This is a genomic window from Curtobacterium sp. MCBA15_008 (genome assembly GCF_001865065.1).
Lineage (GTDB): Bacteria > Actinomycetota > Actinomycetes > Actinomycetales > Microbacteriaceae > Curtobacterium.
This window is the reverse complement of record NZ_MJGN01000034.1, coordinates 38980-57232: the sequence shown is the minus strand read 5'-3', so window position 1 is coordinate 57232 and position 18253 is coordinate 38980. Positions and strand designations below refer to the sequence as shown.

The window sequence follows — 18253 nt, the reverse complement described above, 5'->3', positions numbered from 1 at the left end:
CGTACGACGTCGACGATGTCGTTCCAGGACGGTGCCGGCGGCGTCAGGCCGCGGCGGGCACCTTCGCCGACACGTCGGACAGGGTGCGCAGCTCCTCCGGGGTGAGCTCCAGCTCCGCCGACGCCAGCAGTGCCGGCAGCTGCTCGGTGTTCCGGGCGCTGGCGATCGGCGCGACGACGTCCGGCTGCGCCTGCAGCCACGCCAGGGCCACGGTCGCGACCTCGACCCCGTGGGCCTCGGCGATGGTCGAGAGGGCGTCCACGACGGCCAGGCCCTCGTCGGAGAAGTAGCCCGAGACCTGCCCCTCGCGGTCCTTGCCGGCGAAGTCGTCCTTCGTGCGGTACTTGCCCGTGAGGAAGCCCGCGGCCAGCGAGAAGTACGGCACCACGCCGAGGCCCTCGGCAGCGGCGAGCGGGGCGATGTCCGACTCGTAGGGCTCGCGGGTGACGAGGTTGTAGTGCGGCTGGATCGCGACAGGCAGGGCGAGACCGTTGTCCTTCGCGATGCGGATCCACTCCTCGGCGCGGTCGCGCGAGTAGTTCGAGATCGCCGTGTACCGGACGAGTCCCTCGCGCACGAGCTGGTCGAACGCGCGGACGGTCTCCTCGAGCGGGGTCGACTCGTCGTCGAAGTGCGCGTAGTAGAGGTCGATGCGGTCCGAACCGAGACGCTCGAGGCTGGCGCGCGCGGCAGCGGCGACGTTCTCGGCGCTGAGGCCGGAGAACCGCGGATGCTGTGAGACCTTCGTGGCGATCACCACGTCGTCGCGCTTGCCGGAGGCGCGGAGCCACGACCCGATGACGCGCTCCGACTCGCCGCCCTCGTTGCCGGGGGCCCAGGCGGAGTACACGTCCGCGGTGTCCACGAAGTCGCCGCCGGCACCGGCGTAGGCGTCGAGCACCCGGTGCGAGGTCTGCTCGTCGGCGGTCCAGCCGAAGACGTTGCCGCCGAGGGCGAGCGGGAAGACGGTGAGGTCACTGGTACCGATGTGGGGCATGCGAGGTCCTTTCAGGTCGGAACGATCGAACGACGCCACGGTATGCCCGCCACCGGGTGCGCTTTCAGGTCGGTGGGGTCTGCTGGGGGCGATCATGTCCACGCTCACCTCGTCCCTCAGCGACCCCCGTCCCACCGTCCGGCTCCGGGCCGTGATGGAGGCCGGCACGACCCCCGACCCGACGGACCTCGACGTCCTCGTCGAGCAGTGCGCCGTCGAACCCGACCTGCAGGTGCGGGAGATGCTCACGTGGGCGCTCGTGCGGCTGCCGGCCGAGTCCGTCGTCCCCCGGCTCCTCCCCGAGCTGGAGCGGCCGGAGGCACAGGCACGGAGCCAGGCGCTGCACACCCTGTCGAAGATCGGCGACCGCTCGGTGTACGCGGCGGTCGTGGCGCGGCTCGAGGACGTCGACCGCGGTGTCGTCCGGACCGCCTGGCGTGCGTCGGTCCGGCTCGCACCGGACGCCGAACGCCCCGACCTGGCACGCCGGCTCGCTCGTGACCTCGGGCAGGGCGATCGTGACACCCGTCTCGCGCTGAGCCGGGCGATGGTCGCACTCGGCGAGGAGACCGTCGGTCCGGTGCTCGACGCGGCCGAGGACCGCCGTGACGAGGGCGTCCGGGAGCACGCCGCCGACGTCCGACGGCTCCTGCGGGACCCTGACGCCGCCGCGGGACTCGCGCTCGAGCGTGCACGCCGCGAGGTCGCGCTCGGCCGGACCAAGCGCGCGTCGGGCTAGCGCTGCGGTCGAGGGAGCAGGAATCGTCGGGGCGGATCGGCCCCAGCGACGATTCCTGCTCCCTCGACGATGCGGGGCGACGCGGGGCGATCCGGGGCGGGGAGCGGCGGGTCGGGGAAGACCTGGATTCGGGTTGCCGAAGAGGGCGGATCGGCTTGCATCTGCGGATCGGAGCGCGCCAAGGTGGGTGTCGAAGGGGAGTAGCTCCCAGCGCGTGCATCGACACACTGGCCATCACGACGATCGGCCCGGTGCAGCACCCGGACACCGTCGCAGCAGGCGGTCCGACCGGGCGAGCGAGACCTTCGGCCGTTCCGCCATGGCCGAAGCCGCTCGAGTGTGTGCTGCGTCATGGCTCCAGCACGAGGACCTCCATGACGAACACCCTGCCCACGCCCACGCCCACGCCCACGTCGCCGGTGCCCACCACGCCCGCACCCCGGATGCACGCCTCCGCGTGGGGACGCATCGCGATCTGCATCGCCGTCGCCCTGCCCGCCGTGGTGTTCCGGATCGGTGGGTTCGCCCCGGCCCCGCTCGTCGACCTGGTGGTGTTCGGCGCAGCCGTCGTCGCTGCGTCGTTCCTGCTCGCCTGGGCCGCCGAGGCCGCCCAGAAGGACATCGCCGGTGCGCTCGCCATCGCGATCCTCGCGCTCATCGCGGTGCTGCCCGAGTACGCCGTCGACCTGTACTACGCGTTCCGGTCCGGGTACGACCCCGCCTACGAGCAGTTCGCCGCCGCGAACATGACCGGGTCGAACCGGCTGCTGCTCGGGTTCGGGTGGCCGCTCGTGGTGGTCGTCTCGCTGCTCGTGGCACGGCGCTTCGTCCGGACCGGGTCGCTCCCCGCAGCGGCCACCCGCGTGCTCGAGCTCGAACGGTCCTCGCGACTCGACATCGGGTTCCTGGCGCTGCTGGCCGTCGTCGCGTTCCTCATCCCGCTGATGGGGTCGATCCCGGTGTGGTTCGGCGCCGTGCTGCTCGCCGCGTTCGTCTGGTACCTCTGGCGCGCCTCGAAGGTCGTCGACGGGGACGACGACGAGGAGCTCGTCGGCATGGCCGGCAACATCGCCTCGATGCCGCAGCGGGCCCGTCGGTGGACCATCGTCGCGCTGTTCGTCGTCGCGGCCGCGGTCATCCTGTCGTCCGCCGAGCCGTTCGCCGACGCCCTCGTGCAGTCCGGCGGTGCGCTCGGCATCGACAGCTACTTCCTCGTGCAGTGGCTCGCGCCGCTCGCGACCGAGGCGCCCGAGTTCATCGTCGCCGCGCTCTTCGCCCTGCGCGGGATGGGCGGTGCCGCGATCGGCACGCTCATCGCGTCGAAGGTGAACCAGTGGTCCCTGCTCGTCGGGTCGCTGCCGATCGCGCACGTGCTCGGCGGCGGGACCACGGGCGGGCTGCCGCTCGACGGGCGGCAGGTCGAGGAGTTCGTGCTGACCGCGTCGCAGACCGTGCTCGGCGTGGCGATCATCATCGCGCTGCGGTTCCACCGGTGGTCGGCGATCGCGCTGGCAGCGCTGTTCGCGGTGCAGTTCTTCGTGACGGACACGGACGGGCGGTGGGTGCTGAGCGGGGTGCACGTCGCCGTGGCGCTCGTGGTGCTCTGGATCAACCGGCGGGACGTCCTGCCGACGGTGACGGCACCGTTCCGCCGGCCGTCGTCCCCGGTGTTCCGCGACTGAGATCGCGTTTCGTGCCGCTCGCTGGAACGCCCGGGGCGGCGAAGTGCGATCTCAGCGGGCGCGGGCGCGGGCGCCGGACGCCGGGCGCGGGCGCCGGGCGCCGGGCGCCCGCCGGCGTCGGGCGTCAGTCGGCGTCGGGGACGAGCCAGATCGCCGAGGCCGCGGCCGCCGGCAGGTCGACGAGGGACTCCTCGCCGTCGGCGCTGCGGCGTGACACCGCGATCACGCCCGCGTAGTCCCGCACCCGCTCCACTCGCAGGTGCGTGCCGAGCCCGACCCCGAGCTCGTCGAAGTACCGGAGCAGGGACGGGTCGTCGTCGGAGACCCGGTCGACGGTGCCGCACGCACCGGGTTCGACCGCGCCGAGCAGCGTGCCCGAGGAGTCCGGGACCGTGCCGTCCGAGCGCGGGATCGGGTCGCCGTGCGGGTCGTGCGTGGGGTGTCCGAGGTCGGCGTCCACCCGGTCGAGGAAGGTCTCGGACACCGCGTGCTCGAGCGCCTCGGCCTCGGTGTGGACCTCGTCCCACGTGTACCCGAGACGGGACACCAGGAACGACTCGATGAGCCGGTGCCGGCGCACCATGGCGACGGCGACCTGCTGGCCCAGCGGGGTGAGGACGACGCCGTAGTACGGGGTGTGCTCGATCAGGCCGTCGCGGTCGAGCTTCCGGAGGTTGCCCGACACGGTCGACGCGGACACCCCGAGCGTCGCCGCGATGTCCCTGGTCGCGAGCCCCGGCCCTCCGCGCTCGCTCGCCTTCCAGACGAGTTTCACGTAGTCCTCCGCCATCGTGGACAGGGAGGGCAGGCGCATGCCCCAATGGTACAAACAGCAGGTGACCACAGCAGCCCCCGCCCGTCGCCGCCGCTGGCCGGTCCCGCCCTCGCTGCTCGTCGGTCTCGCACCGCTCGTGGTGTTCGCGGCGATCAGCGCCTGGCGGTCCCGTCCGAGCGACGACTACCCGACGCTCGGGCAGACCGTCGAGAGCGTGGTCCGGTCGCTCGTGGTCCCCGAGGGCATCGCGGCAGTGGCGCTGTGCCTCGTCGTGACGGGCCTCGGCTGGTGGCGGATCGCAACGGTGGACCCGACCCGCACCGGGCTCCGCTGGACGATGACCGCGCCGCTGCTCATCCTGGTGGTGTGCGTCGTGCGACTGCCGCTCGTCGACTGGTCCGCGCTGCCCGTCCGCTACTTCCTGCTGCTCACCGTGGGGGTGCTCTTCGTCGGGGTCTTCGAGGAGCTGCTGACCCGCGGCGTCCTGCTCGTCGGCCTCCGGCGTCGACTGCCCGAGTTCGGCGTGTGGCTCGCCTCGTGCCTGCTGTTCGGCCTGCTGCACCTGCTCAACGCCCTGGCCGGCGCGAGCCTCGGCGCGACGCTCGTGCAGGTGGTCTTCGCCGCGTCGTTCGGCTCGACGCTCTACGTCGCCCGGCGGTTGACGGGCAACCTCCTCCTGCCGGTGCTGCTGCACGCGTTCTGGGACTTCGGGTCGATCGCGCTCTCCGCGACGACCGACGTCCGTGACCCGTCGAAGCTCGCGCTCGTCGGCCTGGTCGGGCTGTTCTCGTTCGGGGTGCTCGCGCTCGGCGTCGTCGCCGGCGGGGTGATCGCGTGGCGGGACGACCGGCCGCGCCGCCTGCGGCGCCGGTGGCGGACGGTACCGCCCATGGCGGCCCTCGCGGTGCAGGGGGACGAGCCGCGCCTCCAGGCCGTCACGTGGTGACCACCGCCTGACGGGAGGCGCGGGGCTGCGAGTGCGCACAGCCTGCGGCCCGGTTCACCTCACGGTCGACGTCCGTTCCCCGTCCCGCAACCGCTGCTCCTTAGCGTTCCGGTGATTCCAAGCCGGTACCAAGAGAGGAGCGTCGCCCGCTCGCGGGCGACCACACCACATGCGCAGAACCGCACTCCGCGGGGTGACCGTCGCGACGGTCGCGACCGCACTCGTGCTCGGCTCGCCGCCCGTCGCGAACGCGGCGGGCTACCCGAGCGACTCGAGCAAGCCCGACCTCGTCTCCCTGCTGAACGGCTACGACCAGTTCTGGCAGTCGACGGGGAAGAACGACCTGCACGGCACCGTGCAGGACCCGGCGACCCTGGCGAAGAACGACCAGCTCACGTCCTGGATCAACCAGCACGCCACGAAGGCCCAGCAGCTCAAGGCGCTGCAGGACTCGCAGTACCAGAACGCAACGAACACCGGGTACGACCAGTCGTCGACGGTGTCGCAGGGGCTCGGCGCGACGCTCGAGAAGCTCTACGTGCAGGGTCGGACCACGGGCGCGCTGCCCCTGACCTCGGCACTCGTGAACAGCTCGAACGGCACCAGCGGCGCGTACGTCAGCACCGGTGACGCGAAGGCGCACTTCAGCTACCCGCGTCCCTACCTGCCGGGCACCACGACGGCGACGCTGCCCGCGACGGACGACCAGACCGGCTGCGCGCCGGCGACGGTGAACGCCTCCGCCCTCGCCGCGAACCGTGCCGGCAAGCCGTGGGCCTCCGCCGACGGCACGCTCGACATCACCCGCGTGCCCACGGTGACCGACACGACGCACGAGTTCTCGCCGAACGACGTCGTGCTCGACGCCGGGTACGGCACCGCCGGCATCTGCACCGGCGGCTCGTTCCCCTCCGGCCACACCACGACGGCGTACCAGGCGGGCATCACCCTCGCCACGCTCGTCCCCGAGCTCGCGCCGGAGCTCCTCGCCCGGGCGTCCGAGGCCGGCAACGACCGCATCGTGCTCGGCGTGCACTACCCGCTCGACATCATGGGCGGACGCATCGACGGCGAGGCGGCACTCGCGGCCCGCTGGTCGGACACGCAGTACCGGACCGAGGTCCTCGAACCCGCGCGGAAGGAGCTCGTGTCCTACCTCGAGAAGGCGTGCGGCGGCACCCTCGCGACGTGCATCGCCGCGCAGAAGCCGTACACGGACGACCCCTACGGCGGCGCAGCGATCCCCGGCGGCACCGCGCAGGTCGTCACCGACCGTGCCTCAGCCGTGAAGGTCTACCGCGAGCGCATGACGTACGGCTTCGCGGCGACCGGGAAGACCGGCCTCGCGCCGTCCGTCCCGACCGGCGCCTCGAACCTGCTCCTCACCGCGTTCCCGACGCTCACCGACGCGCAGCGCACCGCCGTGCTCGCGCAGACCGAGACCCCGTCCGGCGCCCCGCTCGACCAGAGCGGCACGGCGAACGGCTCGTGGGAGCGACTCGATCTGGCGGCAGCGACCAGCGCCACCGTCTCGGTCGCAGCCGACGGCAGCGTGAAGGTGCTCGCCACCGGTGGCACCGCTCGGGTCCTGACCGGTGTGCTCACCGCGCCGCACGGCACCTCGGTCGCCGCGGGGTCGTCGCTCGCGCTGGCGGGGACCGGCTTCACCGCCGGTGCGACGCTCGGGGTCGTGCTGCACTCCGACCCCGTCACTGTGGGCACGCTCACCGTCGCCGCGGACGGCACGGTCGCCGGCAGCGTGACGATCCCCGCGGGGACCGCCGCGGGAGCGCACACGATCGACCTGGTCGACGCCTCGGGTGCCTCGGTGCTGGCGACGCCGCTCGCGATCACCGTGACGCCGGCTGCTGCCGGTGGTGGTTCCGGTGCGGGCGGCGGCTCGGGTTCCGGTTCCGGCACCGTCGTCGACCCGGGTACCGGCGTCCACCTGCCGGTCGTCTCCGGCTGACGCTCGGCCGGCGTCCGCACCCCGCGGGCGCCGGCCTCCCGCTCGTCCCTCTTCTTGCCTGGAGCACCCGCCATGCGCACTCGAACCACCTGGATGACCGTGGGCGTCGCCGCGGCCGTCGTCGCCGTGACCGCCGCGGTCGCCGTGCCGCTGCTCGGGAGCTCTCCGTCCTCGTCGTCTGCGTCGGTCCCCTCGCGGACGCCGTCGGTCTCGGCATCCGCAGCACCCGCGGTCCCGCACGTCGCAGCAGCCGCGCTCGCCGCACTGCCGGAGGCGCAGTACTCCGCCGTGATCGCCGGCCTCATGCCGTCCGACCGCACGGTCACCACCGCGACGGTGTTCCACCTCCGTGCCGACGCAGCCCTGTTCGGCGCCGCGCGGACGACGCCCGTCGCGCGGTTCGCCGCGACGGACTTCCTGCGCCAGCCGACGACGGTCGTCGGACTCCGCCGCGAGGGCGACTGGGAACTCGTCCTCACCCCGGCACGGCAGCAGTTGCCGTCTGCTGGTGGCAGCGCGGGCGCGCCCGCACAGACCTCGGGCTGGGTGCCCCTGTCGTCGCTGCGGAAGGTGGCGACCCCGACCGCACGCGTCGTCATCTCCACGAAGGACCAGACGGTGTCGGTCGTCACCGCCGGCGGGCACGTCGTCCACCGCTTCGACGCCGGCGTCGGCACGGCGGACACCCCGACGCCGACCGGGGTCACGGGCTACCTGGAGCAGCGGTACGTCGACCCTGCGCAGGGCACCGGCGACCACCCGATCCAGCTGACCTCCCTGCACTCGAGCGCGGCCGACGAGCCGTACGGCGGCCACGACGGCGGACTCATCGGGCTGCACTGGAACGCGACGACCTCGGGTGCGGTGTCGCACGGCTGCGTGCGGCTGTCCGCCGAGGCCGTCGCGGCGGTGAACGCCCTGCCGCTCGGGACGCTCGTCACCGTCGAGTAGCCGCGTCGTCTCCCGGGACAGGGCATTCCGATTCGCGGATGACCGTCCCGGTTCTCGAACGCCGGTGATCGTGAACCGGAACGGCCGATCTCGAATCCGGATGCGGCGTTCCGCCGAGGCGGGACGGGTCAGGGCTTGCGACCGACGGCGAAGACGCGGCGGAACGGGTACACCGTGCCGTGGGCGCTCGCCGGGTAGGCCTCGCGGAGCGCCCCCGCGTACCGCTCCGTGTACGCCGCCGTCAGCGCACCCGATGGGTCGGCGGCGTCGAGCGCGGCCAGGGCCGGTCGGAGCCCGGTCCCGCGCACCCACGACAACACCGGATCGACCCCCGGCAGGAGCTGCGCGTAGGTGGTCTCCCACGCGCGCGCCTCGAACCCGGCGTCGAGCAGGATCCCGAGGTAGCCCGCGGGGTCGAGCACCGGGTCCGCGCGCAGGACGCCGTCGAGCGCGGACGCCCACGGGCCGTCGGCCGCGACGGACCGCATGAGCGCGTGCGACGGCGACCCGAAGTTGCCCGGCACCTGCATCGCGAACCACGAGCCGGTCGGCATCGCGCCGAGCCACTGCGGCAACAGCGACACGTGCGACGGCACCCACTGCAGTGCGGCGTTCGTCACGACGACGTCGTCGGTGGGGCCGGGCGTCCAGTCCTCGATCGCGCCGAGCTCGAAGGCGAGGTTCGGCGCAACCGGCACCGACGCCAGCATCTCCGCCGAGGAGTCGATCCCGACCACCGTCGACGAACGCCACCGCGCTGCCAACGTGGCGGTGAGGGTCCCGGGGCCGCAGCCGAGGTCGACGACGCGGCGGGGCGCCTCCAGGCCGACCTGGGCGACCAGGTCGTGGAACGGACGCGACCGTTCGTCGCTGAAGGCCGCGTAGCGGGCCGGGTCCCACCGCACGACTACATCTCGACTTCGATGGGCTCCGTGCGGACGAGTTCGTGCACGCCGGAGATGACCTCGCTCGGGCGGAACGGATAGCGGTCGATCTCGGCCTGGTCGCTGATGCCCGTCATCACGAGCACGGTGTGGAGCCCCGCCTCGATACCGGCCTGCACGTCGGTGTCCATCCGGTCGCCGATCATGCCGGTGTTCTCGGAGTGCGCACCGATGCGGTTCATCGCCGAGCGGAACATCATCGGGTTCGGCTTGCCGACCACGTAGGGCTGCTTGCCGGTCGCCTTCTCGATCATCGCGGCGATCGCGCCCGTCGCGGGCAGGACGCCCTCGGCGCTCGGGCCCGTCGCGTCGGGGTTCGTGACGATGAACCGCGCACCGTCGCGGATGAGCCGGACGGCCTTGGTGATCGCCTCGAACGAGTAGTTGCGGGTCTCGCCCACGACGACGTAGTCGGGAGCGGTCTCGGTCATGATGAAGCCGGCCTCGTGCAGCGCGGTCGTCATGCCGGCCTCGCCGATCACGAACGCCGAGCCGCCGGGCATCTGTGACCTGCAGAAGTCGGCCGTCGCCAGGGCGGAGGTCCAGATGCGTTCCTCGGGCACCTCGAGTCCGGACCAGCGGAGCCGCGCGCTGAGGTCGCGCGGCGTGAAGATGGAGTTGTTCGTCAGGACGAGGAACTCCGTCCCCTCGTCCAGCCACTGCTGGATCAGTTCCGGCGCCCCGGGCAGCGCCTGGTTCTCGTGGACGAGCACGCCGTCCATGTCGGTCAGCCAGCACTCGACTTCGTCGCGGGTCGCCATGCTCCTCACCCTACTGGGCGCGGGTGCGCGCCCTGGGTGGAGGCCGGGAGGCGCGGATCGGCTCTTGCGCGCTGCTCCAGGACCGGGGATGGTCGAGACACCGAATGCCGGTCGGCATTGCCCTAGGCTTTTCGGGACACGTACCGAATCAAGGAGGCGCCTCGTGCTCGTCGAACCCGGAACCCCGACCGCCACGCCCCGACCCGCGGCCGCCGCGGCCGCCGTCGCGGGTGCCGTGACCGAGCCGGGTACCCGCCGACGCCGAGGTCGCCCGAACGTGCTGAGCCGCGAGCAGGTGATCGACGCCGCGACCTCGATCGCGAACGAGGACGGCATCGACCGGTTGTCGTTCCGGGCCCTCGGAGCGCGGCTGGGCGTCGCGCCGATGACCGTGCACCGGACGATCGGCGGCCTCGACGACCTGCACGCCGAACTCGTGCGGCGCACCGTCGACGAGTTCACCGCCACGTTCGTCTGGCCGTCCGAGTGGCACGACGTGGTCCGGGTCTTCGCGACCACCTTCCGCGACCTCATGCTCCGCCACCCCCTCGTGCTCGAGTCGCACAGCCGCCGTGGGGCGCTCGTCTCGACGGAGTCCGACGCCGTCGTCGCGAAGGTCGTCGGAGCACTCCGCTCCGCCGGACTGAGCGACGCCGAGGCGATGTACGCGTTCTTCGTCGTCTACGACTTCGTGGTCGGGCACACCGGGGTGCAGGTCGGCCGGGGGTCCTCCGAGGCGGGGCGCCCGGAGCGGCACGCGCTCGTCGGGGAACTCCTCGGGGCGCACTCCTACGAGGACCGCTTCACGCTCGGGCTCGACGTGCTCATCGCGGGGATCGAGTCGCGCGTCCGCTGAAGGGGTCGTCGTGCGGGCAGGGGTGCGGGGCTCCCTCGCTCGGTGCCAGGGGGCCGCGCACCAGCCGTACGCTGGGGGTGTGACCACCGCGCCCGAGCCGTCCCACGAGCGCACGACGAACGGGGTCGGCCCGCACCCCGAACCGTGGCCCGACGACCCCCGCCTCGACCCGGAGCTCCTCGCCGCAGGGGACACCCGGAACGTGGTCGACCGCTTCCGGTACTGGTCGATGGAGGCCATCGTCGCCGAGCTCGACACCCGCCGGCACGCCTTCGACGTGGCGATCGAGAACTGGCAGCACGACCTCAACATCGGGTCGATCGTGCGGAGCGCCAACGCGTTCCTGGCCGGCACCGTGCACGTCATCGGGCGTCGGCGGTGGAACAAGCGCGGCGCGATGGTGACCGACCGCTACCAGCACGTCCGCTACCACCCCGACGTCGACGCCTTCCTCGCCGCCATGCGCGAGGACGACCGACCGGTGATCGCGATCGACAACACCCCGGGCGCCGAACGCATCGAGTCCGCGGCGATCCCGGAGCGGTGCGTGTTCCTGTTCGGGCAGGAGGGGCCTGGTCTCACGGAGGCAGCGGTCGCCGGTGCGGACGGGCACCTCGAGATCACGCAGTTCGGGTCGACGCGGAGCATCAACGCCTCGGCGGCGGCGGCCATCGTGATGCACAGCTGGGTCGTCCAGCACGCCGACCTCGGGGGCGACTGAGGCCGGGGCCGGGTGGGGTCCGGGTCCGGTCCGGGGCGGGGTCCGGTCCGGTCCGGGTCCGGGTCCGGGTCCGAGTCCGGTCCGCGAAAGCGACACCCGCGACGTCGGTGCCGGCGTCCGAGGCGGCAGAGCGACAGATGCCCGCCGGAGTTCGGCGGTGGACTGTCGCTTTCGTGCAGGGGCGGTGCGGGGCGGGGGCGAGCCGCGCCTCCAGGCCGGGTCGGCGTCACGCCGGACGCGGGCCGCAGTCGTCAGCGGGCGGCGGTCGTTCGCCGGGCGACCAGCCGTGGCTCGACCAGCACCTCGGTCGCCGCGAGCCCCGGGTCCGCGATCCGCGCGAGCAACCGCTCGCCGGCGCCGCGACCGATCTCGACACTGCGGTCGTCGATGCTCGTCAGGCCCACGTACCGCGTCGCGGCCAACGGGGTGTCGTCGTAGCCCATCACCGAGACGTCCTCGGGGACGCGGAGTCCGCGGGCGGCGAGTTCAGACAGGGCGCCGATCGCCATCACGTCGTTCGCGGCGAAGACCGCGGTGACGTCCGGGTGCGCGTCGAGCAGCTCGGCGACCGCGGTCGACCCGGCCTCCTCCGTGGGTTCACCGGGCAGGACGACCACGGCGACGTCCGCCGCCTCGCCGACGCGCTGCTCGAAGCCGGCGCGTCGTTCGGCCGATGCGGCCGACCGTGCTCCGACGAACCCGAGGCGGACGTGTCCGAGCCCGAGCAGGTGCTCCGCGGCCATGCGCCCGCCGGCACGGTCGTCGTTGGCGACGGTGTCGGCGCGGGGGATCGAGACGCGCCCACCCGCGATGACGAGCGGTGTGCTCGCCGGAACGGCCAGGTCGGTGTCCGGCTCGCCGGCGATGACGAGCCCCTCGACGCGCATCGACAGGAAGCCCTCGACGGGTGAGACGTCGAGCCCGGTGTTGAGGAAGCGGTCGGCGACGACGAGCCGGTGACCCTGGTCCTGCAGCGCTTCGCGGAGCCCGGTCAGCAGGTCGACGAACCACTGGTTCCGGAAGTCGTCGAGCACCACGCCGATCGTCCGGGAGCGCGTGCCGGCGAGTGAGACGGCCGCGGTGCTCGGCCGGTAGTCGAGCTCCTGGATCGCCTTGAGCACGGCGTCCCGGCGCTTCTGGCTCACCCGGGGGGACCGCTGCAGCACGAGCGAGACGAGGGACTTCGAGACCCCGGCGCGCGCGGCGACGTCGTAGATGGTCGCGGGTTTGCCGGCTCCCATGATCTGCATCGACCTCCGTGGTTCTCGTGTCGATCGTAGCGGGGGCGGGTTCGTGCCCGTGGTCGTGCGGTGCCTGTGCTCGTGCGGTGCCCGCGCGGTCGAGGGAGCAGGAATCGTCGAGTCCCGCCCGGCGTCTCGACGATTTCTGCTCCCTCGACCGGAGCACTCTTCCTCCACAGAGGGATGGCGCGCACAGCTTCTCCACGAGAGCAGGCGGTCGACCGCGCGGCTGCCCGCTTCGGCGCGAGGGTCATCGCATGCGTCCACGTGCACTTCCGCCCACCGTCCGACATCGGCCGTTCGACGTCGCGACCGCCCGTCGCGCCGGAGTGTCCGACGAGCGACTCCGCCGGCAGGATCTCATCCGTCCGACCAGGTCGGTCCGATGGCATCGAGCGCGTCCCCCGCAGGGCATCGGACGGATCAGGTCGTTCCGGCCAGTGCTCCTGCCCGGGCAGTTCGTCAGCCACACGACCGCGGTGGAACTGTGGGAACTGCCCCTTCCCCGGGCGTTCGAGGACGGCCCGATCCACATCAGCAGTCGCCGCCCCGCCGCGCAGCCGAGGAGGACCGGGGTCGTCGGCCACCACGTCGATCCGAGGCACGCGGTGGTCGCGGACCGGTGGGGCGTACCGGCGAGCACACCTGCGATGGCGTGGGTCGAGTGCGGGACGCTGCTCGGACTCGACGACCTGGTCGTCCTCGGTGACTCGATCGTCACCGAGTCGCGATGCCGGACGACGATCGAGGACCTCGACGCCGCCCTCGCACAACGGGGACGGTGCCGCGGCGCACGTCTGCTGCGCCTCGCCCTCACCCTCGTGCGTCGGGGCGCAGGGTCGCCGCAGGAGACGCGGGCGCGCCTGCGCATTGTGCGTTCGGGCCTCCCCGAGCCTCACCTGCAGGTCGAGATCCTCGACGAGCGAGGCCGCTTCGTGGCTCGTGTCGACATGGCGTACCCGGCGGAGCGCATCATCATCGAGTACGAGGGGGACCACCACCGGACCGACCCGCACCAGTGGGCGCTCGACGTCCGGCGCCACCGCGAGTGCGCCCGCCTCGGTTGGACGGTGCTGCGGTGGACGAGGTCCGACCTGGCAGACGACGCCGATGAGCCGGTCGTGCAGCTCGGGACGCTCCTGCGGGGGCGCGGGTAACGTCCGCCGCATGACGACCCTCCTCATCACCGGAGCTGCGGGACGGATCGGATCGGCACTGCGGCCGCGGCTCCTCGCAGCCGGACACGACCTGGTCCTCCTCGACGAACACGAGCCGGCCGAACGGGTTTCCCCGGGCGAGCGCCTCGTCATCGGGTCCGTGAACGACCCGGGCGCGTTGGACAACGCCCTCATCGGGGTCGACACGGTGGTGCACCTCGCCGGCATCCCGACGGAGGACGAGTGGGACGCCCTCGTGGCAGCGAACATGACGGGCACCAAGAACGTGCTCGAGCGGGCCGCGGTCGCCGGCGTCCGACGCGTCGTCCAGGCCAGCTCGGTGCACGCGGTCGGGAGGGTGCCCGAGCCGACCGACGGCGACGAGCGCGTGCCGGGGGATCGGCTTCCCCGACCTGACACGTACTACGGCGTCACGAAGGCCGCCATGGAACTGCTCGGCAGTCTGTTCGCCGACCGGCACGACATGTCGATCATCTCGGCACGGATCGGGGCGTTCGGCGAGCGACCGTCATCGCGACGGGCGCTGCTGCTGTGGTCGTCGCCCGACGACCTCGCCCGGTTGGTCCTCGCGACCACGAAGCTGACGGAGCCCGGGCACCACGTGGTCTGGGCCGTCTCGGACAACACGGGCTCTCCCGCGGACCTCGGCGCGGGGGAGCTGATCGGCTTCCGCCCGCTCGACGACGCGTCGGCCGTGCTCGGCCCCGACGAGCGCGATGACTTCGCTCACGAGGACATGCGGTTCATCGGCGGCGGCATGGCGGACGTCCCGCTCGGTCGTCGGCAACGCTGACCGCTCGGCACGAGCGATCGAGGGAGCAGAAATCGTCGGGTGCTCCGTGGCAGACCGACGATTACTGCTCCCTCGACGGAAGACCCCCCGCGCGGCGCGCCCGCGCGGCGCGCCCGCGCGGCGCGCCCGAGCGGCGCGCCCTACCCGATCAGGCTCGGCCGCAGGTCGCGCAGCGTCCTCGAGCGGGTCTGCCGCGCCGTCACCACGAACGACACGAGCAGCGCGCCGAGCAGCCAGCACAGCAGCACGCCCGCGTCCGACCACGCCGCGCCGAGGTTCCCGCCGTACATCGTCTGCCGGATCGCGTCGACCGAGTACGTCATCGGCAGCGCGAAGTGCAGCGCGGCCAACGGCCCCGGCAGCGTCTGCCAGGGGAACGTCCCGCCGGCGGTCACGAGCTGCACGAGCATGAGCACCAGGCCGAGGAACTGCCCCACGGACCCGAGCAGCACGTTGAGCGCCATGATGATCGCCGCGAAGGTCGCCGAGGCCAGCACCATGATGCCGATCGTGGCGCCGGCGTGCACGACGTCCAGGTCGAGCGCGAACCGCACGATGAAGAACAGCGCCACCATCTGCACGACCCCGAGCAGCGCGGGCGTCAGCCACCCGCCGAACACGACGGCGAGGGGCTTCCGCACCGCGGTGATGGCCCGCTTCGAGATCGGCTTGAGGATGAGGAACAGCGCGTACATGCCGATCCACGCGGCGAGCGAGATGAAGAACGGCGCGAGGCCGGCACCGTAGTTCGAGGCCTTGGCGACGTCGTCCGTCCCGACCTTCACCGGGTCGGAGATGACCGACGCCTGGTCGTTCCGCTGCGAGGCGGTCGACGCCGGGATCTTCGTGCGCCCGTCATCGAGCTTCGACGCGAGCTCGGAGGACCCGGTCTGCAGCTTCGTCAGGCCGGACGCGAGCGAGTCCGCGCCCTTGTCGGCGGACGCGGCACCCGTGGCGAGCGCCGACGCACCGGACGACAGGGTCGGCGCGGCCTTCGCGAGTGCCGCGGTGCCGGAGGCGACCTTGCCGGAGCCGGCGGAGAGCTCGGACGCCCCCGTCGCGGCCGACGAGATGCCGGAGCTCAGGGTCGGCGCGGCCTTGGCGAGCGCGGCGGTGCCCGCGGCCACCTGGGCGGAGCCGTCGCGCAGCTGGTCGACCGAGGACTTGGTGGTCTCGTACGTGGTCTTCGCCTGCGCACCGGCGCTGTTGACGTCGGAGACGGCCTTCGTGATGGCGGCGGTCTGTTCGTCGGTCAGGGTGACGCCCTCGGGCAGGTTCGCCTGGATCTGGGCGAGGACGGTGTCGGCGTCGACCGGCTGCAGTGCGTCGACATCGTCGCTCGCGGCGTCGACCGTGTCGGCCAGCTGCTTGTTGCCGGCGGCGACCTTCTGCGCACCGGCGTTCAGCTTCGTCGTGTCGGCAGGCAGCGTCGCGGTCTGCTGCTTCGCGGTCGCGAGCCCGGACGACAGGGTGGCCGCGCCGGAGGCGACCTGCTGCGCACCGGCGTCGAGCTTGGTCGTCTGCGCGGGCAGCTGCGCCGTGCCCTTCGCGAGCTCGGACGCGCCGTCGGACAGCTTGCCGGTGCCGTCCGCGAGCGTCGCCGCCCCGGTCGCGGCGTCGGACGCCCCGGTCGCGAGCTGCCCGGCTCCGTCGACGGCGTCGCCGAGGCTGTCGCGGACGTCGGCGAGCCCGACGAGCAGGGTCTTCGCCGCCTGCTTGCCGACCCGCTCGGCGACCGCGGTGCGCATCGTCTTGCCGGCCTGCTCGGCGATGGTCGACGCTAGGTAGGAGTTCGTGTCCGCCGTCGTCATCACGAGCTTCGCGCGCTTCGGGTCGTCGGACTGCGCCGACACCAGGGACTCGGAGAAGTCGTGCGGGATCGTCACGACGAAGTCGTAGGTGCCGTTCCGCACGCCGGAACGCGCGTCGGCCGCGGTGGTCTTCGTCCACTTGAAGTCGGCGCCGTCGATGGCCTCCTTCGTGACGTCCTTGCCGTAGTCGACGTGGTCGCCGTCGAGGGTCGCGCCGGCGTCCTGGTCGACGATCGCCGCGGGGACCTGGTCGAGCTTCGCGTAGGGGTCGCGGTTGGCCCAGAGGTAGGCGCCGCCGTAGAGCAGCGGCACGACCATGAGCGCGATGAACGCGAGTCGTGCGAGCGGGGTCGCGGTGAGTCGCGCCAGTTCGGCGCGGACGAGCGAGGTGGTGGTCACGCGGTCGCCTCCGTGGGCAGGGTGTGGGTGTCGGACTGGAGGCGCGGGTCGTCTCCGGCGGGTCGGGTCGCGTCCTCGGGGCCCTCGGTCTGGGTGGTGGCGTCGGGCACGCCGACGGTGTCGAGCAGGGTCTCGACGGTCGCCGCAGCGGCCTTCGAGGTCACCAGCACGACGGTCACGCCGCGGCGGGCGACGTCGCGGACGACGGCGAACCACCCCTCGACGGCCCCGCCGTGCCGCTCGGGCGAGGTGAGCACGAGCCCGGTCACGCCGTCGCGCAGCAGGGCGAGCTCGACGAGCAGCCGGACGCGCACGTCGGTCGGGACCCGCTGCACGTGGGTGTCGGCGAAGTGCTGCAGGCCGAGCTCGTCGAGCACCGTGTCGACGTGCTGGCGGGAGGGACGCTGCGCGGCGTACGCGAGTTCTTCGCGGACGATCTGCTTGAGCGTCATCACCGGGAACGGTTCGGCGACGCCGGGGGTGTCCACGAGCGCGAGCGCCCGCCGGACACCGGCGGGGTCGTCGTGGCCGTCGAGCAGGACCCGCCCGGTGTCGGGCTGCATGCGGCCTCCGGCGACGAGGGAGGCGAGGACGGGAGCCTGCTCCGTCTCGACGGCGATCACGCCCGGGCGTCCGGGGGCGGCGACGGCGGAGACGACGGGCAGTGCGGCGCCGGGCTCTTCGCCGATGCCGACGAGGTCGAGTTCGAGGGTCATGCGGGGTCCTTCGGGGTGGGAGCGGGGGCGACGGGCTCGGAGAGCATCGCGGTGCGCCAGTCGATGCCGGCCATGCCGAGTGCCGAGAGGACCACCATGCGCCGGCCGTCCTCGTCCGCGGTGCCGGAACGGGTGGCCTCGTCGAGGACGGCGATGCAGGCGCCCTCGACGAGTCGGCCGAGCGTGGCGGGGTCGACGTCGTCGCGCATGGCGCCGTCGGCGATCCCGAGCGCGCACGCTTCGCGGACCTGGGCACGCAGCGGGGCGAACACCTCGGCGACCGGTTCGCTGAACGGGCTGCGGATCGCGACCCGGGCCATCGAGCGGACGTGCGAGACCTCGGTCCAGAGCGTCACAGCGATGGCCGCCAGTCGAGCGGCGGGCGGCAGCGCGCCGAGGTCGGGGGTGGTCGGCATGGCGGCGGCGATGCGGGCGGCGCCGGCCGTGACGACCTCGCGCACGAGGTCGTCGCGGGAGGGGAAGTGTCCGTAGACCGCACGCCGCGACAATCCGGCCGCGGTGGCGATGGACTCGAGCGAGGCGTCCGGATCGCCCTGCAGGACGGTCTTCGCGGCCTCGATGAGCGCTGCCCGGTTCTCGGTCGCGTCGCGGCGGGGCGCGCGGGCGGGCTGGTCGGAGGTGGTCACGCGTCCATCGTAATAACGTGCACACGTGTGTGCAAGTTATCAGGTCCTGTACCCCCGGACGAGGGGCGTCCCCCAAAGAGCGGACTGCGCCGCCTGAGAGGAACCGCATAACTTCACAGCAATTCCT

The 18253-nt window shown here is 72.7% G+C and carries 17 protein-coding genes; 9 read left to right on the top strand and 8 right to left on the bottom strand.

What is annotated here, in order from left to right:
* Nucleotides 1-43: 43 nt before the first annotated feature.
* Nucleotides 44-997: an aldo/keto reductase gene (locus tag BIU96_RS13235; RefSeq protein WP_071293083.1), complete on the bottom strand. Its 954-nt coding sequence runs from the start codon at nt 995-997 to the stop codon at nt 44-46.
* A 94-nt stretch (nt 998-1091) separates the two neighbouring features.
* Here BIU96_RS13235 and BIU96_RS13230 point away from each other — a divergent pair, with 94 nt between their 5' ends.
* Together BIU96_RS13230 and BIU96_RS13225 are read left to right on the top strand one after the other, a co-directional pair.
* The gene (locus BIU96_RS13230; protein ID WP_071293082.1) at nt 1092-1736 is read left to right on the top strand and encodes a HEAT repeat domain-containing protein; all 645 of its coding nucleotides are present in this window, start codon (nt 1092-1094) and stop codon (nt 1734-1736) included.
* 374 nt (nt 1737-2110) lie between these two features.
* On the top strand, nt 2111-3418 hold the full coding sequence (locus BIU96_RS13225) for a sodium:proton exchanger (protein WP_254786146.1): 1308 nt from the start codon (nt 2111-2113) through the stop codon (nt 3416-3418).
* A 124-nt stretch (nt 3419-3542) separates the two neighbouring features.
* On the opposite strand, the gene BIU96_RS13220 is transcribed toward BIU96_RS13225, so the two are convergent.
* Nucleotides 3543-4232, bottom strand: a complete 690-nt coding sequence (locus tag BIU96_RS13220; RefSeq protein ID WP_071293080.1) for a metal-dependent transcriptional regulator — start codon at nt 4230-4232, stop codon at nt 3543-3545.
* Between the two features lie 22 nt (nt 4233-4254).
* Here BIU96_RS13220 and BIU96_RS13215 point away from each other — a divergent pair, with 22 nt between their 5' ends.
* The 3 genes from BIU96_RS13215 (at nt 4255) to BIU96_RS13205 (ending at nt 8059) form a co-directional block, all read left to right on the top strand.
* On the top strand, nt 4255-5139 hold the full coding sequence (locus BIU96_RS13215) for a CPBP family intramembrane glutamic endopeptidase (RefSeq protein ID WP_071293079.1): 885 nt from the start codon (nt 4255-4257) through the stop codon (nt 5137-5139).
* Nucleotides 5140-5308: 169 nt separating this feature from the next.
* Nucleotides 5309-7108 carry a phosphatase PAP2 family protein gene (locus tag BIU96_RS13210; RefSeq protein ID WP_071293078.1) on the top strand — a complete coding sequence of 600 codons (1800 nt, stop codon included), beginning with the start codon at nt 5309-5311 and terminating at the stop codon, nt 7106-7108.
* 72 nt (nt 7109-7180) lie between these two features.
* Nucleotides 7181-8059, top strand: coding sequence for a L,D-transpeptidase (locus BIU96_RS13205; RefSeq protein WP_139200033.1), 879 nt, complete (start codon nt 7181-7183; stop codon nt 8057-8059).
* A 128-nt stretch (nt 8060-8187) separates the two neighbouring features.
* Here BIU96_RS13205 and BIU96_RS13200 read toward each other — a convergent pair whose 3' ends face one another.
* Nucleotides 8188-8964: a methyltransferase domain-containing protein gene (locus BIU96_RS13200; protein ID WP_071293076.1), complete on the bottom strand. Its 777-nt coding sequence runs from the start codon at nt 8962-8964 to the stop codon at nt 8188-8190.
* Nucleotides 8965-8966: 2 nt separating this feature from the next.
* A complete protein-coding gene (locus BIU96_RS13195; protein WP_071293075.1) occupies nt 8967-9764 on the bottom strand; it encodes an HAD-IIA family hydrolase in 798 nt (265 codons plus the stop codon).
* Nucleotides 9765-9927: 163 nt separating this feature from the next.
* Between BIU96_RS13195 and BIU96_RS13190 the strand changes: the two genes are divergently transcribed.
* Together BIU96_RS13190 and BIU96_RS13185 are read left to right on the top strand one after the other, a co-directional pair.
* Nucleotides 9928-10620, top strand: a complete 693-nt coding sequence (locus tag BIU96_RS13190; protein WP_175477553.1) for a TetR/AcrR family transcriptional regulator C-terminal domain-containing protein — start codon at nt 9928-9930, stop codon at nt 10618-10620.
* Between the two features lie 79 nt (nt 10621-10699).
* Nucleotides 10700-11341 (top strand): TrmH family RNA methyltransferase, encoded by a 642-nt coding sequence (locus BIU96_RS13185; protein ID WP_071293074.1) that lies wholly within the window; start codon nt 10700-10702, stop codon nt 11339-11341.
* Between the two features lie 251 nt (nt 11342-11592).
* On the opposite strand, the gene BIU96_RS13180 is transcribed toward BIU96_RS13185, so the two are convergent.
* Nucleotides 11593-12591 carry a LacI family DNA-binding transcriptional regulator gene (locus BIU96_RS13180; RefSeq protein ID WP_071293073.1) on the bottom strand — a complete coding sequence of 333 codons (999 nt, stop codon included), beginning with the start codon at nt 12589-12591 and terminating at the stop codon, nt 11593-11595.
* Nucleotides 12592-13061: 470 nt separating this feature from the next.
* Here BIU96_RS13180 and BIU96_RS19500 point away from each other — a divergent pair, with 470 nt between their 5' ends.
* Both BIU96_RS19500 and BIU96_RS19495 read left to right on the top strand, forming a co-directional pair.
* Entirely contained in the window at nt 13062-13739 is a 678-nt protein-coding gene (locus BIU96_RS19500; protein WP_175477552.1) for an endonuclease domain-containing protein, read from the top strand.
* Nucleotides 13740-13749: 10 nt separating this feature from the next.
* Nucleotides 13750-14553: an NAD(P)-dependent oxidoreductase gene (locus BIU96_RS19495; protein ID WP_071293071.1), complete on the top strand. Its 804-nt coding sequence runs from the start codon at nt 13750-13752 to the stop codon at nt 14551-14553.
* 140 nt (nt 14554-14693) lie between these two features.
* Here BIU96_RS19495 and BIU96_RS13165 read toward each other — a convergent pair whose 3' ends face one another.
* From BIU96_RS13165 to BIU96_RS13155, 3 genes are read right to left on the bottom strand one after another with little or no spacing between them, the layout of a single operon-like run.
* Nucleotides 14694-16763, bottom strand: coding sequence for a YhgE/Pip domain-containing protein (locus BIU96_RS13165; protein WP_071293070.1), 2070 nt, complete (start codon nt 16761-16763; stop codon nt 14694-14696).
* Entirely contained in the window at nt 16760-17479 is a 720-nt protein-coding gene (locus BIU96_RS13160; RefSeq protein ID WP_071293069.1) for a hypothetical protein, read from the bottom strand. Before BIU96_RS13160 ends, BIU96_RS13165 begins: the two co-directional genes overlap by 4 nt.
* The gene (locus BIU96_RS13155) at nt 17476-18126 is read right to left on the bottom strand and encodes a TetR/AcrR family transcriptional regulator (protein WP_071293068.1); all 651 of its coding nucleotides are present in this window, start codon (nt 18124-18126) and stop codon (nt 17476-17478) included. Before BIU96_RS13155 ends, BIU96_RS13160 begins: the two co-directional genes overlap by 4 nt.
* Nucleotides 18127-18253: the final 127 nt, after the last annotated feature.